The organism is Gordonia sp. SCSIO 19800 (assembly GCF_018132775.1).
Classification (GTDB): Bacteria; Actinomycetota; Actinomycetes; order Mycobacteriales; family Mycobacteriaceae; genus Gordonia; species Gordonia hongkongensis.
In genome coordinates, this window is the sequence record NZ_JAGRQM010000030.1 from 19095 (window position 1) to 43807 (window position 24713).

The 24713-nt window shown below is 69.5% G+C and carries 13 protein-coding genes; 6 read left to right on the plus strand and 7 right to left on the minus strand.

The features are described from left to right. Positions 1 to 102 precede the first annotated feature (102 nt). The 5 genes from KB201_RS22720 to infC all read right to left on the minus strand — a co-directional run bounded on the left by KB201_RS22720 (position 103) and on the right by infC (position 4893). Positions 103 to 2583 (minus strand): Tex family protein, encoded by a 2481-nt coding sequence (locus tag KB201_RS22720; protein WP_211540584.1) that lies wholly within the window; start codon positions 2581 to 2583, stop codon positions 103 to 105. 46 nt (positions 2584 to 2629) lie between these two features. Next, positions 2630 to 3439, minus strand: coding sequence for an RNA methyltransferase (locus KB201_RS22725; RefSeq protein WP_211540567.1), 810 nt, complete (start codon positions 3437 to 3439; stop codon positions 2630 to 2632). Between the two features lie 47 nt (positions 3440 to 3486). Beyond that, positions 3487 to 3867: a 50S ribosomal protein L20 gene (rplT, locus tag KB201_RS22730; protein WP_010844357.1), complete on the minus strand. Its 381-nt coding sequence runs from the start codon at positions 3865 to 3867 to the stop codon at positions 3487 to 3489. Between the two features lie 43 nt (positions 3868 to 3910). Further along, complete coding sequence (gene rpmI / locus KB201_RS22735) at positions 3911 to 4105, minus strand: 50S ribosomal protein L35 (RefSeq protein ID WP_211540570.1); 195 nt, start codon at positions 4103 to 4105, stop codon at positions 3911 to 3913. A gap of 146 nt (positions 4106 to 4251) precedes the next feature. Next, the gene (gene infC, locus KB201_RS22740; protein ID WP_162540013.1) at positions 4252 to 4893 is read right to left on the minus strand and encodes a translation initiation factor IF-3; all 642 of its coding nucleotides are present in this window, start codon (positions 4891 to 4893) and stop codon (positions 4252 to 4254) included. Positions 4894 to 5158: 265 nt separating this feature from the next. Here infC and KB201_RS22745 point away from each other — a divergent pair, with 265 nt between their 5' ends. Together KB201_RS22745 and KB201_RS22750 are read left to right on the plus strand one after the other, a co-directional pair. After that, positions 5159 to 5584: a DUF1844 domain-containing protein gene (locus tag KB201_RS22745; protein WP_058253854.1), complete on the plus strand. Its 426-nt coding sequence runs from the start codon at positions 5159 to 5161 to the stop codon at positions 5582 to 5584. 73 nt (positions 5585 to 5657) lie between these two features. Next, positions 5658 to 5945, plus strand: coding sequence for a hypothetical protein (locus KB201_RS22750; RefSeq protein WP_058253855.1), 288 nt, complete (start codon positions 5658 to 5660; stop codon positions 5943 to 5945). 115 nt (positions 5946 to 6060) lie between these two features. Here the strand turns inward: KB201_RS22750 and uvrA are convergent, their stop codons facing one another. Beyond that, positions 6061 to 8943, minus strand: a complete 2883-nt coding sequence (uvrA, locus tag KB201_RS22755) for an excinuclease ABC subunit UvrA (RefSeq protein WP_211540573.1) — start codon at positions 8941 to 8943, stop codon at positions 6061 to 6063. A 241-nt stretch (positions 8944 to 9184) separates the two neighbouring features. Between uvrA and KB201_RS22760 the strand changes: the two genes are divergently transcribed. From KB201_RS22760 to KB201_RS22775, 4 genes are all read left to right on the plus strand, one after another. Further along, the gene (locus KB201_RS22760) at positions 9185 to 9883 is read left to right on the plus strand and encodes an MBL fold metallo-hydrolase (RefSeq protein WP_211540574.1); all 699 of its coding nucleotides are present in this window, start codon (positions 9185 to 9187) and stop codon (positions 9881 to 9883) included. Between the two features lie 238 nt (positions 9884 to 10121). Continuing rightward, on the plus strand, positions 10122 to 11216 hold the full coding sequence (locus tag KB201_RS22765) for a DoxX family protein (RefSeq protein ID WP_068971017.1): 1095 nt from the start codon (positions 10122 to 10124) through the stop codon (positions 11214 to 11216). A gap of 106 nt (positions 11217 to 11322) precedes the next feature. Continuing rightward, positions 11323 to 12012, plus strand: coding sequence for a hypothetical protein (locus KB201_RS22770; RefSeq protein WP_211540576.1), 690 nt, complete (start codon positions 11323 to 11325; stop codon positions 12010 to 12012). Continuing rightward, complete coding sequence (locus KB201_RS22775) at positions 12009 to 14357, plus strand: AAA family ATPase (protein WP_211540578.1); 2349 nt, start codon at positions 12009 to 12011, stop codon at positions 14355 to 14357. The genes KB201_RS22770 and KB201_RS22775 overlap by 4 nt, the downstream gene beginning before the upstream one ends. 365 nt (positions 14358 to 14722) lie before the next feature. Here the strand turns inward: KB201_RS22775 and KB201_RS22780 are convergent, their stop codons facing one another. After that, entirely contained in the window at positions 14723 to 24688 is a 9966-nt protein-coding gene (locus tag KB201_RS22780) for a non-ribosomal peptide synthetase (protein ID WP_211540581.1), read from the minus strand. Positions 24689 to 24713 lie beyond the last annotated feature (25 nt).

Genomic DNA, 24713 nt, shown 5'->3' on the forward strand with positions numbered 1-24713 from the left:
GTCTCGGCCGCGGCGACCGGCACGGCCTGAGGGAAACTACTCGCTCGGGGTCGGCAATCCCCGCATCCGCGAACGCGCAACCGGCCCGCCCGGGCCGCGACCCTACTTGCCGAAGCCGGCTCGCTTGAGCGCGTCGGCCATCGCCCCGCTGGGTGCCGGGCGTCGATCGTTCCGGTTCCCGCCTCGGTTGCCCTGACCCTGAGCGCCCCGGCCCTGGCCGCCCGGGTTGCCCCGTCCGCCGCCACGCTGCTCGTTCCTCCGCGGCTGATTGCCGCCGCCACGAGCACTGTCCTCCCGCCCTTGCCCGCGAGGCGCGCGGGAGGGTTTGCCGTCACTGCCCGGTTCGTCGTCGAGCCGCAGCGACAACCCGATGCGTTTGCGGTCGATGTCGACGTCCATGACCTTGACCTTCACGATGTCGCCGGACTTGACGACCTCGTGGGGGTCGGAGACGAAGCGGTGTGCCATCGCCGAGACGTGGACGAGGCCGTCCTGGTGCACGCCGACGTCGACGAACGCGCCGAAGGCGGCCACGTTGGTGACCTGACCTTCGAGGACCATCCCCGGGGTCAGGTCGGAGACCTTCTCGATGCCCGTGGCAAACGTCGCGGTCTTGAACTCCGGCCGCGGGTCGCGCCCGGGCTTGTCGAGTTCGGAGATGATGTCGATGACGGTCGGACGACCGAACGTCTCGTCGACGAATTCCTCGGGCCGCAACTTGGTGAGGGTCGCGGTGTCGCCGATCAGCGACCGGACATCGGTGCCCACCTTCTGGAGGATGCGCGTGACGACCGGGTACGCCTCCGGGTGCACGCTCGACGCGTCGAGCGGATTGTCGCCGTCGGCGATGCGCAGGAAGCCGGCGCACTGCTCGAATGCCTTGGGGCCGAGCCTGGGCACCGCGGTGATCTGCTTGCGATCCCGGAACGCACCATTGGTGTCACGATGCGCGACAATCGATTCCGCGAGGCCCGCGGTGATGCCGGACACGCGGGACAGCAGCGGCACCGACGCGGTGTTCACGTCGACGCCGACCGCGTTCACCGCGTCTTCGACGACCGCCCCGAGTGAGCGCGCGAGCAGGGTCTCGGAGATGTCGTGCTGGTACTGCCCCACCCCGATCGACTTCGGATCGATCTTCACGAGCTCGGCGAGCGGATCCTGCAACCGGCGGGCGATCGAGACCGCGCCGCGGATGGAGACGTCGAGGTCCGGCAATTCCTTCGACGCGTACGCCGACGCCGAGTACACCGAGGCACCCGCCTCGGACACGACGACGCTCGTCGGCGGCTTCTTGCCGGCCTCCTTGATCGCCGACAGGAGTTCGCCGGCGAGCGCGTCGGTCTCGCGTGAGGCGGTGCCGTTGCCGATGGCGATGAGCTCGACGCCGTGCTTCTCGACGAGTGCGCCGAGCACGGCGAGCGAACCGGACTTGTCGCGCCGGGGCTCGTGCGGATAGATCGTTGCGTGGTCGACGACCCTGCCGGTCGCGTTCACCACTGCGACCTTCACGCCGGTGCGCAGACCGGGGTCGAGCCCCATCGTCGTACGGGACCCGGCGGGCGCGGCCAGCAGGAGGTCCTTGAGGTTCGTCGCGAACACCGCCACCGCGTCGGCCTCGGCGGCCTGACGCAGCCGCATCCGGACGTCGAGGGACAGCCCGACGAACAGCTTGGTACGCCATGCCCAGCGCACCGTGTCGGTGAGCCAGCGGTCGGCCGGACGCCCTTGATCGGCGATGCCGAACCGGGCGGCGATCCGCTGCTCGTACGGTCCGGGGCCGGCGGGCCGGTCGGCCGCTGCCGGATCGGCGTCGAGGGTGACCGACAGGATCTCCTCGCGCTCGCCGCGCAGCACGGCCAGCACCCGGTGCGACGGCAGCGAGGTGAACGGCTCGGAGAACTCGAAATAGCCGGCGAACTTGGCGCCGGCCGACTCCTTGCCGTCCCGAACCGTTGTGCGCAGCACTCCGGTCTGCCACATCAGCTCACGGAGTTCGCCGACGAGGTCGGCGTCTTCGGCGAACCGCTCCACGGCGATCGCGCGGGCGCCGTCGAGCTGCTCGGCGGTGAAGGTCGCCGGGTCCGTCGTCGGGTCCGAGAGCAGTGCATCGGCCACCGGCTCGTGTCCGGCCTCGCGTGCGATCTGGGCCTTGGTGCGGCGCTTCGGCTTGTAGGGCAGGTAGATGTCCTCCAGGCGCGCCTTGGTGTCGGCCTCGAGGATGCGCGCATCGAGTGCGGCGTCGAGTTTGCCCTGCGCGGCGATGGATTCGCGGACGGCCTGGCGTCGGGCCTCGAGGTCGCGCAGGTAACCGAGACGCTCGTCGAGGGTACGCAGTTGCGCGTCGTCGAGGCCGCCGGTGGCCTCTTTGCGGTATCGGGCGACGAACGGAACCGTCGATCCGCCGTCCAGCAACTCGATCGCCGATCGCACCTGACCGGCGCCCACCCCGAGTTCGGTCGCGATCGCCGAGGCGATGCGGGAGTTCACGACCGCGGGATCGGGCGCGGGCACCGTCTGGGGTGCAGCGGCCGGCGAGCCGGGGGTCGCGGGTGCGGGTTCGGGCGCGGAGTCGGGTGACACAGTTTCTGACACGATCGCCGACCCTACCGGCCGACTCGGACAGCGGTCAGACGCGACCCGCCGCGCCGTGGACACGGGCGCTCTCGTACAGACAGATGGCCGCCGCGGCAGCGACATTCAGGCTCTCGGCGCGGCCACGGATGGGGATGGACACGCGGTGGTCGGCGGAGCGTTGCACCTCGACCGACAGGCCGTGCGCCTCGTTGCCGAAGAGCCATGCGACGCGGCCGGAGAGGATGTCGCCCGCCGCGTCCAGGGCGACCTCGCCATCGGCCGCGGTCGCCAACAGGCTGATGCCGGACCCCCGGATGGCGTCGAGGGCGTCGTCGACGGCGCGCTCACGCACCACGGGCACCGTGAACACGCTTCCCGCGCTCGCACGGACGCACTTGCCGTTGTGGGGGTCGACGGCATCGCCGAGCAGGATCACCGCGTCGGCGCCCATCGCGTCGGCGCAGCGGATGAGCGTGCCCGCGTTCCCGGGCTCCCGCGGCTCGACCGCGATCGCGAGGAGTCGCGGCCCGGCGGTGAGGACGGCGTCGAGCGGCACGACGAGCAACGGGCAGATCGCGAAGATGCCCGCGGGCGTGGACGTCTCGGCCAGCTTCGACGCGGCGCGGCCGGTGATCACCGACACCGGGACGCCGGCCGCCGCGGCGGTCTCGACGAGATCGCGGTGACGGAACTGCTCCTCGTCGGCGACCAGGAGCGTCTCGATCCGGCCGACGGTGAGCGCCGACGCGACTGCATTCGCCCCTTCGGCGAGGAAGCGGCCCTGCTCGCGCCGCTCGGCGGCGCGATGCAGCTTCGCATACGACACGACCCGCGAGGATCGCTCGGACAGCACCTCCGTCATCGGAGGTTCGTCCGCGCGACTCGCGGGTCGTGGGTGCTGGTGCGCAATCAGGCAGCCGGCGCGTTGACGTCGGCCGGCAGTGCCTTGCGGGCGACCTCGACGAGACCGGTGAAGGCCTCGGGATCGGTCACGGCGATGTCGGCGAGCACCTTGCGGTCGACCTCGACACCCGCGGCCTTGAGGCCCTGGATGAGTCGGTTGTAGGTGATGTCGTTGGCGCGGGCCGCGGCGTTGATACGCGAGATCCACAGCTTGCGGAACTCACCCTTGCGCGCGCGACGGTCGCGGTAGGCGTAGTTCAGCGAGTGGAGCTGCTGCTCCTTCGCCTTGCGGTAGAGGCGCGACCGCTGTCCGCGGTAGCCCTTGGATGCCTCGAGGGTGGACCGACGCTTCTTCTGGGCGTTGACGGCCCTTTTCACGCGTGCCATGTGTTAGATCCTTTTGCTTGTCAGATGTCTGGGGTCGCTGGCGTCAGCGGTTGAGCAGTCGCTTGATGCGCGGGGCGTCGTTCTCGCTGACGACGGTGGTGCCGTCGAGACGACGGGTGCGCCGGGACGACTTGTGCTCGAGCAGGTGGCGGCGGTTGGCCTTCTGGCGGACGATCTTTCCGCTGCCGGTCACCTTGAAGCGCTTCGCGGTGCCCCTGTGGGTCTTGCTCTTCGGCATGTTCTTCCTTTTCTCGGGCGAACTCGGGCACCGGACCCGGCGAGGTCCGGTGTGTACCCGTATTCGCGTGTCGTGATCTCGGCCGGAGCGGTTCGGACTCTCGTCCGGCCGATCGACTCAGTTCTCGTCCGCTCAGTGCTCGCGGATCAGCTCGCGTCAGGGGCGGCCTTCGGGCCACCGGAACGCTCACGGCTCTCTTGCGCCTTCTGGCGGGTCTTCGCACCCTTGTGCGGCGCGAGGACCATCGTCATGTTGCGGCCGTCCTGCTTGGCCGAGGTCTCGACGAAGCCGTAGTCGGCGACATCGTTGCCCAGGCGCTGCAGCAGTCGGTAGCCGAGCTCGGGGCGCGACTGCTCGCGGCCGCGGAACATGATGGTGACCTTCACCTTGGATCCCGCTTCGAGGAACCGGATGACGTGACCCTTCTTGGTCTCGTAATCGTGGTCGTCGATCTTGGGACGGAGCTTCTGCTCCTTGATCACGGTCATCTGCTGGTTGCGACGCGATTCGCGCTGCTTCTGGGCCGCTTCGTACTTGAACTTGCCGTAGTCCATGATCTTGCAGACCGGCGGACGGGCGTCCGGGGCCACCTCGACCAGGTCGAGATCGGCCTCGTAGGCCAAGCGAAGCGCATCTTCAACACGCACGATGCCCACCTGCTCCGAGTTGGGTCCGACGAGTCGGACCTCAGGGACGCGGATGCGCTCGTTGATGCGGGTCTCAGTGCTGATGGGGCCTCCTTGTTCAATCCTGCAGTGGTAACCGTCGCGTCGTGGCGAGGGACGTATGCAAGAGAACCTGCGGGACACCTCAGCAAGGAAGCCCCGGGACTGATGTCCGCGGGGCTCCGATACCGACCGGTTCGTCCACGCGTGCCAGTGCTGACACACGCTGCCGAAGACGTACAGCTCAGCATCCAGAGATGCGATCTGCGACGATCGGCGTGAACCGGACCGTGCAACTGCGAGAACCTCGCGTCGAACGGTGGGAGCGGAACTCCACTTACGACCCCGGCGCATACCAGGGCGGTCGTGCTATGGGAGTCTAACAGCCATGGCCGAGAACTCCTATTCGTCACCTGCACCGTTACCCCCGGAGGGTGCGACGGGCGATGGCGCCGACCTGGGAGATGCGGCGCACACCGATCCCGACAACGTCCGTGACCTGGGCGATATTCCGGCCATCGAGGTCATCACCCGATCCATCGTCATGCTGATGAGCGCGGCGGCCGAGAAGCTCGGCCTGGCCGAGGGGACCCCGGCCGACCGGATCGACCTGCCCGAGGCCCGCACCCTGATCACCGCCCTGGCCGGCATCGTCGACGCGTCGAAAGCCGATCTCGGCATCCACGCCGCACCGATCCGCGACGGCCTGAAGGGCCTGCAGCTGGCGTTCCGGGAGGCAAGTGCATACCCGGACGAACCCGGCGAGGGCCCGGGCGAGAAGTACACCGGCCCGGTTCGCGCGCCTCGGCGGTAGTGGCCTCGACACGCGGCGGCCTCGCTCCGCTCGGCCGGCGCTACTCGACCAGCGGAGGGCCTACGCTGGACCCATGACGAATGCCGAGGAGCCCGGACGGTCCGACGAGATCATCGATGCGGAGATCGTGCCGACCGGCCCGGTGCCCGGAGCGGTTCCCGATCCGAATTACTCCGACAGCGGCGTCCCGACCTTCGACTTCGTGCGCGACAAGATCGAGAACCGCATCACCACCGCGATCGGGTCGCAGGAGCTGGCGGAGGCGAGCGCCGAGGGCCAGTCCGTCGACGAGATGATGCGCAAACGCGACGAGGCCGCGAAGAAGCGACTCGAGGAGATCCGCAAGTCGATGGGTTCGTAGCACACTCCCCCGCCGCGCATTCCCCCTCAGAACACGCGAATCGCCACTTCCGTTGACGCGCGCCACTCGCAAACCAGCGCTGCTGCAACGGTAGTGGCGATTTGCGTTCGGCGACTCAGCCGACCGACGCCACAGCGTGGTCGATGTCCACGATCTCGGCGAGGAATTTGCCGGTGTGGCTGCCCGGGGTCGCGGCGATGTCCTCCGGAGTACCTTCGCCGACCACGGTTCCACCACCCGCGCCACCCTCGGGTCCCATGTCGATGACCCAGTCGGCGGTCTTGATGACATCGAGGTTGTGCTCGATCACGATGACCGTGTTGCCCTTGTCGACCAGACCGTTGATCACGGCGAGCAGCTTCTTGATGTCCTCGAAGTGCAGACCGGTGGTCGGCTCGTCGAGGATGTAGACCGTCCGGCCCATCGACCGCTTCTGCAATTCGGCCGCCAGCTTCACGCGCTGTGCCTCACCGCCGGACAGCGTCGGCGCCGGCTGCCCGAGCCGGACATAGCCCAGACCGACGTCGACGAGTGTCTTCAGGTAGCGATGGATCGAGGTGACGGGCTCGAAGAAGTCGGCGGCCTCCTCGATCGGCATGTCGAGCACCTCGGAGATGGTCTTGCCCTTGTAGTGCACCTCGAGGGTCTCGCGGTTGTACCGCGCGCCGTGGCAGACCTCGCACGGGACGTACACATCCGGCAGGAAGTTCATCTCGATCTTGATCGTGCCCTCACCGGTGCACGCCTCACAGCGGCCGCCCTTGACGTTGAACGAGAACCGGCCCGGTTGATAGCCGCGCACCTTCGCCTCGGTCGTCGCCGCGAACAACGTGCGGATCTTGTCGAAGACACCGGTGTAGGTGGCCGGGTTCGACCGCGGGGTGCGCCCGATCGGCGACTGGTCGACCTGCACGAGCTTGTCCAGGTTGTCCAGACCCTTGATGCGGGTGTGACGCCCGGGCACCTGACGCGCGCCGTTGAGCTTGTTGGCGAGCACGGTGGCCAGGATGTCGTTGACGAGCGTCGACTTGCCCGACCCCGAGACACCGGTGACCGCGGTCATCACACCGAGCGGGAACGACACGTCGATGCCACGGAGGTTGTGTTCCCGCGCACCGACGACCGTCAGCTGGCGCTTGCGATCGATCGGCCGTCGGATGTCCGGCACCGGCAGGGTGTCGCGACCGGCGAGGTACGCACCGGTCAGCGATTTCCGGTTCTTCAGTAGGTCCTTGTAACTGCCGCTGTGCACCACGTGTCCGCCGTGCTCCCCGGCACGGGGCCCGATGTCGACGATCCAATCGGCGGCGCGGATGGTGTCCTCGTCGTGTTCGACGACGATCAGTGTGTTGCCCAGATCCCGAAGACGGGTCAGCGTGTCGATGAGTCGACGGTTGTCGCGCTGGTGCAGACCGATCGACGGCTCGTCGAGGACGTAGAGCACGCCCGCAAGACCCGAACCGATCTGGGTGGCCAGGCGGATGCGCTGCGCCTCACCACCCGACAGCGAACCCGCGGCGCGCTCGAGCGACAGGTACTCGAGTCCGACGTCGAGCAGGAAGCGGATGCGGGCCTGGACCTCCTTGAGGACCCGTCCCGCGATCGCGGCCTGCCGGGAGTCGAGCCGCAGTTGGTCGAGGAAGTCGGCGCAGTCGGCGACCGACAGGTCACACACCTCGGCGATCGACTTCGGCCCGAACTCCGGGTGGTCGAGCGTGACGGCGAGGATCTCGGGGCGTAGGCGCGCGCCCTGGCAGGCAGGACACGGCACGTCCCGCATGTAACCCTCGTACCGCTCTTTCATCTGCTCGGACTCGGTCTGGTCCATGCGGCGCGCGAGGAACGAGAGCACGCCCTCGAACTCGGTGTAGTACGAGCGGGTGCGGCCGTACCGGTTGCGGAACTTGACGTGGACCTGGTGGTCACTGCCGTTGAGCAGGGCCCTGCGCGCCTTGATCGGCAGCTTCTTCCAGGGCGTGTTGATGTCGAACTTCATCTGATCGGCCAGACCCGACATCAACCGGAGAAAGTAATCGGCGTTGTGGCCGGTCGACCACGGGGCGATCGCACCCTCGGCGAGCGACAACTCCGGGTCGGGCACGACGAGCTCCTCGTCGACCTCCTTGCGGATGCCGAGCCCGTCGCATTCCGGGCACGCGCCGTACGGCGAGTTGAACGAGAACGACCGCGGTTCGAGGTCGTCGATCGCGATCGGATGCGCATTCGGGCAGGCCATCCGCTCCGAGAAGCGGCGCTCGCGTTCCGGGTCGTCCTCCTCGAGGTCGACGAAGTCGAGCACGATGATGCCGTCGGCCAGACGCAGACCGGTCTCGACCGAATCCGTCAGACGCTGCTTGGCACTGGGCTTGACCACGAGGCGGTCCACGACCACCTCGATGTCGTGCTTCTCCTGCTTCTTCAGCTTCGGCGGATCGGTCAGCTGATGGACGACGCCGTCGATGCGGGCGCGGGAGAAACCTTGCGTCTGGAGCTCGGCGAAGAGGTCGACGAACTCGCCCTTCCGCGTGCGCACGACCGGAGCGAGCACCTGGAACCGCGTGCCCTCGTCCATCGCGAGCACCTGGTCCACGATCTGCTGGGGTGTCTGCTTGGCGATGGGCTCGCCGCAGATCGGGCAGTGCGCCTTGCCGGCGCGGGCGTAGAGGAGACGGAGGTAGTCGTAGACCTCGGTGATGGTGCCGACGGTCGACCGGGGATTGCGGTTGGTCGACTTTTGATCGATGGACACCGCGGGCGAGAGGCCCTCGATGAAGTCCACATCAGGCTTGTCCATCTGCCCGAGGAACTGCCTCGCGTAGGCGGACAGTGACTCGACGTAGCGCCGCTGCCCCTCTGCGAAGATCGTGTCGAAGGCGAGGGATGACTTGCCCGATCCCGACAACCCCGTGAAGACGATGAGGCTGTCCCGGGGCAGGTCGACATCGATGCCGCGCAGATTGTGTTCGCGGGCACCTCGGACGATCAGACGATCAACCACTGCAGTCCTTACATTCTCGAGTCACAGGGCGCACAGACGGCGCACGGGCACAGTACCGACGGCCACCGACAGAAACGTCGCCATGCACTCGCCCCGGGGAGATTCGGAGTCCGACGACCGGGCGATCGGTCTCGCCGCCCGCGTGTCATCGCCGAACCAATGGTCCAGGATACGCGCGCCACGCCGGGTTTCATGGTCGCGACCGTCACATTCCGGGTGCCCGCTGGCATAGCCTGTCGGCATGACCTCCCCAGCGACACCGATCAGCGACGACTACACCGGCGACCTCTCCGAGTCGAAGACCCCGCAGCGCCGCACGCTGTCGTCGGCCACCATCGTCAAGCTGTCCGTCGGCCCGATGGACAACAACGTCTACCTGGTGACCTCGCGTGCGACGGGCGATCAGCTGATCATCGACGCGGCCAATGACGCCGAGACGATCACCGAGGTCTTGTCCGCCGTCGAGGGCACACCGAAGCTCATCTTCACGACGCACCAGCATTTCGATCACTGGCAGGCCCTCGCCGCCGTCACCGAGTCCACCGGGGTGCCGACCGCGGCGGGGCGCCTCGACGCCGGTGAACTGCCCATCACCCCCGACCGCCTCGTCGACGACGGTGATGTCCTCGAGGTCGGCGACCTCACGTTCGAGGCCATCCACCTCGTCGGGCACACCCCGGGATCGATCGCTCTCGCACTCACCGACGTCGACGACAGCGGTCAGCGAACCGTGCACCTGTTCACCGGTGACTGCCTCTTCCCCGGCGGGATCGGCAAGACCTGGAAGCCGGAGGACTTCGACACCCTCCTCGAGGACGTCTCGACGAAGCTGTTCGACCGCTTCGACGACTCGACCGTCGTCTACCCCGGCCACGGCAAGGACACGACCCTGGGCGCCGAGCGCGGGTCACTCCCCGAATGGCGTGAGCGCCGCTGGTGATACGGAGGCGGGCGACGCCGGTCGACTCCCGAGTGTTTGGTCTCCGTCGCGGGCGGTTACCTGTTCCTCGGATCGTTCGGCGAGTCGTGACCCGCGATGCCCCGTAGGTACGCAAACCGGTCACGGCACGCCGAGTGACCTGCAGATTCGTTGTGACAGGGTAGCGTTGAACGGGCCAGAAACGCGCTTCACCCGACGGATCTCGATAGCCAAACCCGACTGAAGAAGGTTGTGACCGATGATTCTCCGCCGTATAGCCCGTCCGCTCCTCGCCTCGGCGTTCGTCGCCAGCGGCGTGGACGCCATCCGGAGCCCCAAACCGATCGCGCAGTCCGCCGAGCCGGTCGTGGACAAGGCCCGGTCGTCGCTCCCGCCCGAGGTGGCCGGCCGGATCCCGGAGAACACCGAGACCCTGGTGCAGATCAACGCCGCCGCCCAGATCGGCGGCGGAATCCTGCTCGCCACCGGCAAGTTCCCGCGCGTCGCGTCCGTCGTCCTGGCCGGCACCCTGATCCCGACGACCGCAGCCGGCACCGACTTCTGGAACGAGGCGGACCCGGTCAAGAAGGAAGCCCAGCGCAACGCGTTCATCAAGAACGTCGGCCTGCTCGGCGGAGTCCTGTTGGCGGCGGTCGACACCGAGGGCAAGCCGTCGCTCGCGTGGCGCGGCCGTCAGAAGGCATCCGCTGTGGCCGCGGCGCTGCCGATCGGTGCCGCCGCCGGGTCGTCGACCTGGGAGCACCTCGTCGAGCGCACCCACGACGGCGCCGAGATCGTTTCCGAGCGGTCCGCCGACGCCGCGGCGAAGTTCCGCGAGCACGCACCCGAGATCGCCGAAGCCGCGCAGAAGCGCTCCCTCGAGTTGGCCGGAAAGGCCGCCGAGACCGCCTCCGATGTCGCGGATCGCATCAAGGACCGCGCCCCGGTCGTCGCCGACGCGGCTCTCCACCGGTCGTCGGAGCTCGCCGACACGGCGCTCGCGCGTTCGTCTGATCTCGCCGAGACGGCACGCAAGCGGGGCCCGAAGCTCGTGAAGGAAGCGCAGAAGCGGGCCGAGAAGGCCCAGAAGCAGGCCGCGAAGGCGCAGAAGCAGGCGAAGAAGAAGGCTCCGAAGATCGCCGATTCGGCCCGCGACCGTGCGTCCGATCTCGCCGACACCGCCCGCAAGCGCGCACCGGAGTTCGCCGACGTGGCACGCGATCGGTCGGCCGAACTCGCCGACGTCGCCCGCGCACGGTCGGCCGAGCTCGCCGAGACCGCACGCCAGCTCGCCGCAGCTGCCGAGGACTCCGCCGAGCAGAGTCGCAAGCGTCTGCGCAAGGCACGTCGCTGATCCCTCGGGGTCTCCACGCGCACGAGCAACAGATACGAGCACGACCCTGAGCACAACCGATCTCACGACCACGGACGCGGAGCACCCGCCAGCGGATTATCCCTGGGTGCCCGCGTCCGCGGCGCTGAGAGAGGCATCGCTGCACGAGATGACGCTCGCGGGTCCACCGTTCGGGACGGTCCCGTCGGCCGGCTCGCGGCTCGTGATCGCAGTCGGGTCGAATGCCGCCCCCGACGTTCTACGTCGCAAGCTCGCCCACGTTCCGTCGACGGACCGGATCTGCCTCCGCACGGTCCGCGTCACGAACATCACAGTCGGCCATTCCGCCCATGTCGCGGCCCGGGGATACATCCCAGCCGCGCCGATCTTGGCAGGTGAGGCCGCGATCACGACGACCGCGGCCTGGCTGGGTCCCACCCACATCGATGCTCTCGACGCCACCGAACCCAACTATCATCGACAGACAGTGACTACGCGCGACCACCCCGTTCTCGGCCGTCCCAGTCCCCTCCTTCCGGACGAGTGGACCCCGCCTGCGACCTTCGACCTGTACGTGTCCCGGCACGGCGTCCTCGCCGACCCGGTCACCGGTAACCCCGTCCCCTTCTGTGCACAGACCGACGTTCTCGAGTGGCTGTCCCGCCGACTCGACGACGAGACACTCGCCGACCCGGCGTCGCAGGTCTGCCGCCGCTTGTCCGCCGACCCCCGCGCGATGACCGCCCGCATCCGGGCCGCCGGACTGGCCCGGTCCCACGGGTCCCGCGCACCGCTGTCGATCGGGGACGGCCGATGACCGCCCTCTCGCCGGACACCGACCCCCGCGTGGACGAGGAACAGCGGCACCTCGACCGCGTGTACGGCAGGCTGGACCGGATGCGGCGGACCACGCAGCGTCGGTTGTCGTCGACGCTCTCCGAACGCGGCGGCACACCGCAGGCGCTGTCCGAACGCGAGTCCTACGAGCGGATGTACAACGAGGATCTCGCCAAATTCGATGCCGCCGAACACAATCTGTATTTCGGTCGTCTCGACCTCGAGGACGGCGAGATCCGACGTATCGGACGCATCGGTGTCCTCGACGACGGTTTCGCCGACGACGGCGAACTCGACGCCACCGCCACCGACGCCACCCTGCTGCTGGACTGGCGCGCGCCCCTGGCCCGGCCGTTCTATCTGGCGACGCCCGCCGCACCCGAGGACGTCGCGCGCCGTCGCCACATCCGGACCCGCAGCCGCAAGGTCCGCGGGGTGAGCGACGAGTCCCTGACCGCAGGCGATGCGCTGCTCGACGACTTCGGACACGGCGACGTCGTCAACGAGTCGGCTCTTGTCGCGGCCCTCAACGCCGCCCGCACCGGCGAGATGACCGACATCGTCGAGACGATCCAGCGCGAGCAGGACCTGATCATCCGGTCGACGCATCGCGGGGTCACCGTCATCCAGGGCGGCCCCGGTACCGGCAAGACCGCCGTGGCGCTGCACCGAGCCGCCTACCTGCTCTACACACATCGCGAGAACCTCTCGCGCAGCGGCATCCTCATCATCGGACCCAACGACGACTTCCTGAACTACATCGGCCAGGTGCTGCCCTCGCTGGGCGAGTCCGGCGTGCTCCTCTCGACCATCGGGGACCTGTTCCCCGGCGTCCGCGCGGGCACCGCCGACCCGCGGACGACCGCCGCGGTCAAGGGCGGGCTGCGCATGGTCGACGTCCTCAAGCGGGCGGTGCGCGCCCAGCAGTCGCTGCCGTCTCGTCCCGAGGCGGTCGATTTCGACAGCTACACCGTCGAGATCGACTCGGCTCTGGTCAAGGCCGCACGCGCCAAGGCCCGCGCGACTCGACGCGCCCACAACCTCTCGCAGAACGCTTTCCTGAAGGCGGGTCTCGCCGAACTCGCGGCGCGGCACGCGGCGACCATCGGATCGAGCCTGCTCGACGGTTCGCAGTTGCTCAGCCCCGCCGACATCGCCGACATCCGCGACGACATGAGCCGCGATCTCGACATCCGTGCCGCGTTGCTGCGGTACTGGCCGACGCTGACCCCGCAGGCCCTGCTTCGCGACCTGCTCGGCGACGAACGCGCGATTCGCAAGGCCACCCCGGGTTGGACGGACGCCGATCGTGCTGCGCTGCACCGTCCGTCGCGCCCGGCCACGACGTCGGGTGCGGACTTCTCGCCTGCCGACGTCCCATTGCTGGACGAACTCGCCGAGCTGATCGGTTACGGCACCGAGGACGCGGAGCGGGCCGAACGCGCACGCTGGCGTCGCCAGTTGGCCGAGGCGCAGGACGCACTGGACATCCTGACCGGCTCGGCGCCGCAGGACCTCGAGGACGAACTCGATCCCGAGATCCTGATGGCCTACGACCTGATCGACGCAGAACAGCTCGCGTCCCGCCAGACCGAGACACGACGCGCCACGACGGCCGAACGTGCCTACGGCGACCGCACCTGGACGTTCGGCCACGTCATCGTCGACGAGGCCCAAGAGCTCTCCGCCATGTCCTGGCGGATGGTGATGCGACGCATCCCGAATCGGTGGATGACGATCATCGGCGACACCGCTCAGACATCCGACGAGGCGGGCACGCGCTCGTGGGGCGAGGTCCTGGAGCCGTATGTCGCGAAGCGCTGGCAGTTCAAGGAGCTGTCGGTCAACTACCGGACCCCGAGCGAGATCATGGAGTACGCCGCGCGCGTCCTCGACGAGATCGGCAACGGCGAGAAGGCACCGACCTCGTTGCGCAGCAACGGCATCGAGCCGGTGGCGCTGCGGGCGGACGACGACTCCCCGGAGAGCATCGCCGACGCCGTCCTCCGCGCCGTCGGGCTCGCCGAACCCGACGGCCTCACCGCCGTCGTGGTGCCCGATCACCTGCACGACGCGATCGACGCGGCGCTGGCGCCGGATCGCTCCACGCTCTCGGACCGGGAACCACCCCGGGTGTACACGGTGCGGAGCTGTAAGGGCCTGGAGTTCGACACGACCATCGTCGTCGAGCCCGCTGCGATCATCGACCAGTCACCACGCGGGCTCAGCGACCTGTACGTCGCCCTCACCCGGGCGACCCAGCGACTCGTCGTCGTCCATCGGGACGACCTCCCCGACGCCCTTGCGGATCTCCCGGCCGGCTGAGGGCGCGCGATCCCCGCTCCGCTCCCGGTTGATGCGAGCGCGAGCCCACCCCGCTCCCTGTCATGCGAGCGCGAGCCCACCCCCGCTCCCTGTCATGCGAGCGCGAGCCCACCCCGCTCCCTGTCATGCGAGCGCGAGCCCACCCCGCTCCCTGTCATGCGAGCGCGAGCCCACCCCCGCTCCCTGAGGAGCGAGCTTGCGAGCGTCACGAAGGGTCTTGGCGAGACGGGTTGCGAAGACCCTTCGTGACGCGCCCTCCGCAAGCTCCGGGCGCTCCTCAGGGAGCGGGGGTTGGCCGCGCCCTCCGCAAGCCCCGGGCGCTCCTCCGGGAGCGGGGGTCGGCCGCGCCCTCCGCAAGCTCCGGCCTACTCAGGGAGCGGGTGGGGGCCGTCGCTTGCGCGCCGCGACTCGGCCTCGCGGATCGCCGCGTCGATCCGCGGTCCGATCACCTCGAGCGCGTCGGTACCGACGATCCCGAGGTGATCGGCATCGACGTCGACACGGGTGACCCGCCCGCCGAGGAACGATGTCCAGCGTCCGGCGGTGCTGTCCGGGTCGGCCTCCCCCGCCGCCGCGACGACGAGCATCGCGTCGCCGTCGTAGGTTCGGGGCCGATGGTCGACGGTGCGTCGGGCCGACGTCGCCATCCGTTGGAGCATGCGGTCGAACGCGGGTCCGTCGAGGAGTCCGAGTCCGACGACCCGCTCGCGGACCGCCGCCGCCATCGCGGCCGGATCGTCGGAGGCGGTCACCGCGTCGACGTCGATGACCGCTCGCCACCCGCCGAGCAGGTCCGCGACCGTGGCTCGCGCATCTTCCGCGGACACCTCGGCGCGCGCCGGCGCCCCGTCGGTCTCGAGTCCACCGCCGGTCTCGAGTTCGTCACCGGTCGCGGGATAGCTGTCGAGGAGGCCGAGGAACCCGACTTCGACACCCTGCGAACGCAATTCGGCCGCCATCTCCTGGGCGATGAGCCCGCCGAGGGACCAGCCGACGAGGTGGTAGGGCCCCTGCGGGACGATCGCCCGGATCTCGGCCACATACCGCGCGGCGAGTTCGCGGATCGACGTGGCGGCCGTGTCGCCGGCCACCACGAAGGGGTCCTGCAGACCAAAGACCGGCCGGTCGTCGAGATACGGTGTGAGACCAGCGAACAGCCACGCCAACCCATCGGCGGGGTGGACGCAGAAGACCGGTTCGCGGCTGCCGTCCGCCCGTAGCGGCACGACGACCTGGCCCCGCGTGGCGGCGGTGTCGGCTGAGTCCTCGTGCGTCGCCTGAGCAGCGAGCCGGGCGCCGAGATCGCGCGGTGTGGGTCCGGCGAAGATCCATGCGACCTCGACGGGCAGTCCGGTCCGTCGCCGCAGCAGCGACACCAGCCGAACCGCCGACAGCGAGGTCCCGCCGAGGTCGAAGAAACCCTGGTCCGCGTCGGTCACCGCAGTCCCGGTGATCTCCGACATCGCTTCGGCGACCGTCACTTCCCAGCGGCCGGTCGGGGCCGCGGGCTCGGCGTCCTCGCGTCCCCCACCGGCTGAGTTCATGAGCGACGCGACCTCGCGGCGTCCGGGTCGCCCGTCCGCGCCGACCGGGATGGCGTCGACGACGCTGATCACCGTCGGAATACAGTGTGCGGGCAGCACTCTCGACAGCTCGCGTCGGAGGTCGAGGGCGCCGGGGCCGTCGTTGTCGACCACGACCCAGGCCCCCACCTCGACTCCGTCATCCGTCGGCTGACCGTCGGACGCCGACGCCACGACCGCCGCAGTGACGACGCCCGCCACCGCGTTGAGTGCCGCCTCCACCGCATCGAGATCCACTCGCCGCCCGCCGATCCGGGGGTGACGCTCGACCGGCCCGAGGATCTCCGGTCGTGTCATCGAGGCGTCGACCCACCGCGCCCACATCCCCGTCGCGATCAGCGAACCGTCTCGCGCGCGCTCGTACAGCTCTCCCGGCACCCGTGGCGGCACCGCCCGGCCCGCGTCGTCGAGGATCAGCGACACACCGTCAACGGCACCGGCCAGATCGACCTCGTCCAGCACCGTGTCGATGTCACCGGTCACCGCATCGAGCATGCGTAGGAAGACGTCGCGTATCGACTCGATCGTCTCGATGTCGAACAGCGCTGCGGCGTAGTCGATCTCGCCGACCAACTCGACAGCCGTACCGACGGACCGCTCCGCGAGACCGAGGGTGAGGTCGAGCTTCGCCGGCGGCGGCCCCGGTTCGACGGCCACGACCTCGAGACCGTCCACGATGAGCGGCTCGGCGTCCGCGCCGATACCCGGCACCGTCGGTGTCCCGGACGACTCGCCGAGATAGTTGATCATGACCTGCACGAGCGGCGCGTGGGCGGTGGACCGGACCGGGGTGAGGTGCTCGACGAGGGTCTCGAACGGGATGTCGGCGTGCGCGAAGGCCGCGAGATCGGCGTCGCGGACCCGGCGGAGCAGGTCCTCGACCGTGTCCTCGGCGTGCACCGATGTGCGGAGCACCACGGTGTTGACGAACATCCCGATGAGCCCCGCCGTGGCCGCGTGCCCGCGACCGGAGATGGCGGCGCCGACGCTGATGTCCCGCACATCGGCCACACGGGCGAGTGCGGCGACGAAGGCGGCGTGACAGACCATGAACGGGGTCATCCCGTGCACGCGTGCGGTCGCCGCCACCGCTGCGCTGCGCTCCTCGCCGATCTCGAGGGGCAGCCGACCACCGGTGGGGTCGGCGATCGGCGGACGCGGACGGTCACCGGGGATCTCCAGTGCGGCCGGAACGTCGGCCAGCGTCTCGGTCCAGAACGAGTACTGCGCCGCCATCGGTGAGGTCGGGTCGTCGAGGTCCCCGAGCAGATCGCGTTGCCACAGCGCGTGATCGGCGTATGCGATCTCCGGTACCTCGATCGACCCGTCTTCGGGGCGTCGACCGTTGCGATACCCACCGAGGACCTCCGCGGCCAGGATCGCCAGGGACGCCGCATCGCCGGCGATGTGGTGCAGGACCAGCACGACCCGATGCACCGGCGGCGACGCACCCTCCGCTGATACCAGCGAAGTCACCACACGCAACGGCAGCTGCGTCGTCACGTCGAATCCCTCCGCGCACAACGTCATCGCGTCCTCGGGTGTCCCGGCCGATTCCCAGCGCAGTCGGGCCGCCGCCACCGAAGGATCGAGGATGTGCTGTAGCGGCACCCCGCCGTCGCCGAGCGGGTAGACGGTCCGCAGCGGTTCGTGTCGCGTCATCACAGCCGCGACCGCGGCGCGTAGTGCGTCGACATCGAGGAATCCCCGGATGTCGAACGCCATCGGCATGTTGTACGTCGGGGACGTCACGTCGAACTGGTTGATGAACCACAGTCGTTGTTGCGCATACGACAACGGGATGCGCTCGGGCCGGGGTCGTGCGACGAGCGGATGGTCGGAGACCCGATGACGCGTGACGAGTTGCGCGAGCTCGCGGACCGTCGGGGTGCGGAAGAGGTCGCGCACGTCGAGGTCGGTCCCGAGCTGCTCGCCGATCCGGGCGACGACCCGCATCGCGGCGAGCGAGTTGCCGCCCAGATCGAAGAACGGCGTCGTCACCGAGATCTCGTCGAGTCCCAGCACGTCGGCGACGACGACGGCCACCGCCCGTTCGACGGCGTCGGCGGGCGGCACCATCTCGACCGGCTCGCTCCGCGGCGCGGGTAGGGCCCGGCGGTCGAGTTTGCCGGTCGCGGTCACCGGGACCGAATCGAGGACCACCCACTGCGTCGGGTGCATGTACTGCGGCAATGCCTGCCGCAGATGCTCACGGATCGCGTCGAGATCGACTCGGCCGGCGAGGTATCCGACCAGTGCATCACCCGCCGGACCGCTCCGGACGGTGACCGCCGCGTGCGAGATGCCGTCGACGCGGGCGAGGACGGTCTCGATCTCCCCGAGCTCGATGCGCTGTCCTCGCAACTTCACCTGGAAGTCTGCCCGGCCGAGGTATTCGAGCGCACCGGAGGCGTTCCAGCGCACCAGGTCACCGGTCCGGTAGAGGCGGCCTCCGTGCGGGCCGGTGGGGTCGGCCACGAACCGTTCGGCGGTGAGGTCGGGCCGGGCGGCATAGCCGCGCGCCAGCTGATCGCCGCCGACGTACAGCTCGCCGACCACCCCGACCGGCGCCGGGCGCAACCCGTCGTCCAGCACCCACGTGGTGGTGTTCGCGTTCGGGCGCCCGATCGGCACGATCACGTCGCCGGGGGCGAAGCGGTAGGCCGTCACCTCGACGGCCGCCTCCGTCGGCCCGTAGAGATTGTCGAGGTCCGCCTGCGGCACGAGCGCCGCCATGGCCTCGGCGGTGGCGGCCGGCAGTGCCTCGCCCGACGCGTTGACACGCCGCAACGACGACAGTGCCGCGCGCCTCCGCGGGTGGTCGCCGATGTACTCGACGAACGCCGCCATCATCGACGGCACGAAGTGTACCGAGGTGACCCGATGCCGCTCGATCTCGGCGAGGACATGGGCCGGGTCGATGTGGCGGCCGTCCTCGACGATGACGAGGCGGGCCCCGGCCATCAGCGGTTCGAACAACTCGGGGACGGACACGTCGAAGGTGACCGGCGTCTTGAGCAGAACGGCATCGTCGGGACGCAGCGGGGAACGCACCGCCATCCATGCGAGTCGGTTGAGTACGGCGCCGTGACTGACCGTGACTCCCTTCGGCGTTCCGGTCGAGCCGGACGTGAACAACGTGTAGAGGGCGTTGCCCGGACGCGGGCGACGGAGTTCCGGCCGGGGACCCGAGCGGTCCTCCGGCGGGGCGTTTCCGTCGACGACGAGGGTCGGTACCGACAGACCGGACAGCGCGGACGGGGTCACATCAGCGGTCAGGATGACCGCGATCGACGCGGCGTCGACCATCGCGGCCACTCGTTCGGACGGAGTCGACGGGTCGATGCTGACATAGCTGCCGCCGGCCATCACCACCGCGTGGATCGCGAGCACCAGCTCCACCGACCGCGGGATACACACGCCCACGGCCACTTCCGGACCCACGCCGTGTGCGGACATCGTCTCGGCCAGAAGGGTGATCCGGTCCATGAACTCGCGGTAGGTCACGGATCGCGCACCGGCCACCAGGGCCGTCGACTCCGGTGAGCGTCGCGCGGCCGCCTCGATCGCATCGGTAACCGTCGACCACGGCACCGAGAGATCGGGGCCCACGACCAGTTCGGCGATCCGCGCGCGCTCGGACGCGTCGGTCAGGTCGATGGCACCGACAGCCATGTCGTCGGCACCGACGACCGCCTCGAGGACCCTGGTCAGGCGGGTGATCGCGGTGCGCGCGGTCCGCTCGTCGAACAGGTCGGTGGCATAAACGATCTCGACGTCCCACGCGCCTTCGGGACGGATCGTCACCGCCACGGTCAGGTCGAGCTGGGTGGTGCCGGTGGACGCCTCGATCGGTTCGAAGGTCAGTTTCGCCGATCCCGAGGGGTCGGTCCCGACGGTTCCGGTGTCCTGATCGTGCAGCACCGACAGCATCACCTGGCTGATCGGGGCGAACGCCTCCGACCGGACCGGGGACAGTCGGTCCACCAGGTACTCGAACGGCACATCGGCGCGGGCGAGGGCGTTGATGTCGTCGATGCGCACCCGTTCGAGGAAGTCCCCGACCGGGGTCCGGGGGTCGACGTCGGTGCGCAGGACCACGGTGTTGACGAACATTCCCACGAGGTCGTCGAGATGCGCATGGCCCCGTCCGGCAACCGGGGTGCTGATCACGATGTCGCGGGTCGCGGACAGCCTGGCCAGCACGATCGACAGCGCGGCGTGGACGACCATGAACTCGGTGGCCCCGTGGACGCGGGCCGTGTCCGCGATCCGCTGTGTCAGTTCGGTCGGGATGCCCGCGGTGACGCGACCGCCCCGTTGCGACGCGACCGCCGGTCGCGGCCGGTCCGTGGGCAGCGGGAGGAGGTCGGGGATCCCCGACAGTCGATTCACCCAGTAGCCGACCTGGCGACCGAGAACGGACTCCGGCGAGTCGATGTCCCCCAGCGTCTCCCGTTGCCACAGTGCGTGATCGGCGAACTGGATCGCCGGCGCGGCCGCCTCTGGCGCATGGCCCCCGGCACGCGCCAGATAGGCCCCCCACAGATCGGCGGAGAGCGGCCTCATCGACTCACCGTCGGCGGCGATGTGATGCAGTACGACGACGAGGACGTGGTCGTCGGTGTCGATTCCACCGTCACCGACCGCGAACAGGCGAATACGCAGCGGCAGTTCGGTGGTGATGTCGAAGGCGGCATCACCGACGAATGCGGCCGGGTCGGCGAGCTCCCGCGGAGCCGCGATGTCCTCCCACCGCAGGCGGGCCCGGGCCTCGTCGATCGGCAAGATGTGCTGCCGCGGTTCACCGCCCGGCGACGGGAACACGGTCCGCAGGATCTCGTGGCGGGCCAGCAGGTCGACGACGGCGGCACGTAGCGCACCCCGGTCGAGCCGGCCGCGGAGGCGGACGGCCATCGGAATGGTGTAGGCCCCCGAATTCGGATCCAACCGGTTCAGGAACCAGATCCGTTGCTGCGCATACGACAGCGGAATGTGCGCGGGCCGAGGATCGACACGGCGCAGCGGCGGCGGTCGCGACGCATCGTCGTAAGCGGCGTCGACGCGACGAGCGAGCAGGCGAACCGTCGGCGCCTCGAAGACGTCGCGGACACCGACGCGGACCCCGAAGGCGTCCCCCGCGCGGGCACTCACACGCGTGGCCGACAACGAGTTGCCGCCGATGACGAAGAAGTCAGCGGTCACCGACACGGCATCGAGTCCGAGAACCTCGCCGACGATGGCCGCGAGTAACCGCTCGGTGTGCGTCGACGGCGGAACGCGTTCGGCGTCGGCCTTCGACGGCTCGATGGCGGGGAGGTCCGCGCGGTCGATCTTCCCGATCGGGCTGCGCGGGATGGAGTCGAGCACCGTGAGTGCCGCCGGGACCATGTGCGATGGCAGATGGGTCGCGAGATGTTCACGGACGGCGGAGATCTCGACCGGTCGTCCGGGGTCGACGGGTTCGACGTAACCGGCCAGCGAGGTCACCGGGTTCCCGACCCCGATGACCGCCGCCGTCCGCACCTGCGGGTGTGCGGTCAGGACGGCCTCGATCTCACCGAGTTCGAGCCGTTGTCCGCGCAATTTGACCTGGAAGTCGGCGCGGCCGACGTAGACCAATCCGCCACTGCGGTCCCGGCGCACGAGATCCCCGGTCCGGTACATCCGCGTGCCCGGTGCCCCGTCGACGGCGGCGACGAAGCGCTCGGCGGTCAGCGCCGGCCGTCCGTGGTAACCGCGTGCGAGTTCGGGACCGGCGAGGTACAGCTCCCCGACGACCCCCGGCGGCACCGGATGCAGCCGCTCGTCCAGGACATGGGCGCTCGCGCCGGGGACCGGGCTGCCGAGGTGGACCGGCTCGTCGACGCCGATCGGGGGCGAGGTGACGCTGATGATCGTGGTCTCGGTGGGTCCGTAACCGTTGTGGAACGCCACGTGCGGGGCCCACCGGTCTTTCTCGGTGTCGGGGACGGCCTCGCCGCCGACGAGGACGTCGGTCATGGGCAGGCGACCGGGATCCGGCAACGACGCCGCCACCGATGTCACCAGGAAGGCGTGGGTGGTGCGGTGCGTCGTGATGAAATCGGCCAGCTCGCGGCCTCCGTACACCTCGGGAGGCGCGACGACGAGCGTCGCAGCACTGCCGTAGGCACCGAGGACCTCGAGCATGGCGGCATCGAACGCGGGCGAGCTGATCGCCAGCCAGCGCGCATCGGGCCCGGATCGGTGCCGGTCGCGCAGCACCGTGCTGACACCCGCGAGGCCGCGGTGCGTCACGAGCACCCCCTTCGGCGTCCCGGTCGATCCGGAGGTGAAGATCATGTAGGCGCCGGAGTCGGGTGTCACCGGCCGGTTGCGACGCGGCGGGTCGAGCGCCGGGCGTCTGCGCAGGTCGGCGACGAGCGCTGCGTCGAGCAGCAGTCGCGGCGGCCACGTGGAGGCCGTGTCGGCGGCCGGCCCTTCCACACTCCCGTCGGTGAGCACCAGCACGGCGTTCGCGGCGTCCAGGACCCGAGCGATGCGTTCCGCGGGGTAGCGGGGGTCGATCGGGCAGTACACCGCACCGGTCTTGGCCACTGCCCACAATGCGAGCTGCGCCGTCGCCGAGCGCGGGAACGCACTGACGACCACGTCCTCCGGACCGATACCACAGTCGATGAGGACCCTCGCGAGATGCGAACTCGCCGAATCGAGTTCGGCATAGGTCCAGACGTGTTCGGGGTCCGCGGCGACGGGGTCGACGACGGCCGGGTGGGTCGGACGCATCCGCGCCGCGTCGACGAGCAGGTCCGAAAGGAGTCCCGGAGCGGGATCGGGGTCGCCCGAGACGAGCGGGATCATCTCCTCGTCCGGGGTCAGCAGCTCGAGGTCCCCGACCGGCAGTGTGCTGTCGCCGACCGCGGACGTCAGTACGCCGACGAATCGGTCCGCGAGCCGGCGCGCGGCGGAGTCGTCGAAGAGGTCCGTTGCGTAGGTGAGCGAACCGCGCCACGGAGCCCCCTCGGCCGGGTCCGTCAGAACCCCGAGGGTCAGGTCGAGTTTTGCCGAGTTGTCCTCGACGGCAACGGGTTCGACGTCGAGGTCGGCGATCTGCCCACCGGTGGCGCCGGGGGCGGCGAGATCGGACGTGGTGAGCAGCACCTGGACCAGTGGCGCATGGGACGCGGTGCGGGCCACCCCGAGTTCGTCGACGACGTCGTCGAAGGGCACGCCGGCGTGATCGAGGGCGTCGAGATCCACCTCGCGCACCACCCGCAGGAGGTCGGCGAACGGCTGTGCGGGGACGATCGGGGTCCGCAGCGCGACCGTGTTGACGAACATGCCGATCAAGTCGTCGGTGTCGCCGTCGCGGCCCGCGGCGGCGGTCCCGATGACGATGTCGCGACTCCCCGACAGCCGACCCAGCACCGCGGCGAGTGCGGCGTGGAGCACCATGAATGCGGTGGCGTCGCCGGCGCGGGCGAGGATGCCGACCCCCTGCGCGACGCGTCCGGGGATGACGAACTCGACGGTCGCACCCCACATGGTCGGCGTGGCCGGACGTGGATAGGTGGTCGGCAGATCCATGAGGACCGGGGCGCCGTCGAGCCGGCGGGCCCACCACTGCCGGTGCTCATCCTGCTCCTCCGATCGTCCGGCGGCCCGCAGGACATGATCGGCGTACTGGAGCGGGAGCGGCGGCCAGTCCGGACTTCGACCGTCGCGTCGTGCCGAGTACGCGGTGAGCAGATCGCGCGACAGCGCCCGACCCGACTCGCCGTCGGCGGCGATGTGATGGATGCTGACGGCCAGCAGTGCACTTGTACCGGGATCGACGTATACGCGGGCGCGCACGGGCAGGTCACGGGTCAGGTCGTATGGCTCGGCGGCGACGGCCAGCGCTTCGGACTCGGAATCTGCCACCGCCCAGTCGAATACGGGATTCTCCGGATCGACGTCGTGGATTCGTTGCTCGGGGCGTCCGTCGCGGGACACCGGGTAGGTGGTCCGGAGAACCTCGTGACGCGCGACCACGTCCGCGAGCGCTCGACGGAGATGTTCGACCTCGACCGTGCCGCGGAGTCGGAAGGCGAACGGGATGATGTACGACGCAACCGCCGGCTCGTACTGGTTGATGAACCACATGCGGCGCTGGGCGCTCGAGAGAGGCAAGACCGACGGACGGGCCGGTGCAGTCGACCGATCCGGGACTACTGTTCCGGCCCCGGCGATGTCTGCCGCCTGGACTCGACGCGCGAGATCACGGACCGTCGGGGCGTCGAAGACGTCTCGCACCCGTACCGGGACCCCGAGCATCCGGGAGACACGGGCCGCGAGTCGGGTCGCGGCCAGTGAGTTGCCGCCGAGATCGAAGAAGCTGTCGGTCACCGACACCGAGTCCGCGGCAGACAGCCCGAGCACGTCGGCGAAGACACCGGTGATCGCGACTTCGGCGTCGGTCTCGGGGAGCACGCGTTCGGCGGCGACGAAGTCCGGTGCGGGCAGCGCCTTGCGGTCCACCTTGCCCGCGGTGTTCAACGGCAACGTGTCCAGGACGACCCAGGACGTGGGGCGCATGTACACGGGTAGTTGCTCAGCCGTCGCGCGCAGATGCTCGACGTCGACATCCGCTCCGGTGACGTGAGCCACGAGTTGTTCTCCCGCAGCGAGTCCCATGACCGAGACCACCACCTGGGCGACACCCGGCGTGGCGCCGAGGACGGTTTCGATCTCCCCCAACTCGATCCGCTGCCCCCGCAACTTCACCTGAAAATCAACACGACCCACATAC

Bases quoted from the DNA above. Each gene is read 5' to 3' on its own strand.
- KB201_RS22725 (WP_211540567.1), bottom strand. From the start codon at position 3,439: ATGACGGAGGTGCTGTCCGAGCGATCCTCGCGGGTCGTGTCGTATGCG.
- rplT (WP_010844357.1), bottom strand. From the start codon at position 3,867: ATGGCACGCGTGAAAAGGGCCGTCAACGCCCAGAAGAAGCGTCGGTCC.
- rpmI (WP_211540570.1), bottom strand. From the start codon at position 4,105: ATGCCGAAGAGCAAGACCCACAGGGGCACCGCGAAGCGCTTCAAGGTG.
- KB201_RS22745 (WP_058253854.1), top strand. From the start codon at position 5,159: ATGGCCGAGAACTCCTATTCGTCACCTGCACCGTTACCCCCGGAGGGT.
- KB201_RS22750 (WP_058253855.1), top strand. From the start codon at position 5,658: ATGACGAATGCCGAGGAGCCCGGACGGTCCGACGAGATCATCGATGCG.
- KB201_RS22760 (WP_211540574.1), top strand. From the start codon at position 9,185: ATGACCTCCCCAGCGACACCGATCAGCGACGACTACACCGGCGACCTC.
- KB201_RS22765 (WP_068971017.1), top strand. From the start codon at position 10,122: ATGATTCTCCGCCGTATAGCCCGTCCGCTCCTCGCCTCGGCGTTCGTC.
- KB201_RS22775 (WP_211540578.1), top strand. From the start codon at position 12,009: ATGACCGCCCTCTCGCCGGACACCGACCCCCGCGTGGACGAGGAACAG.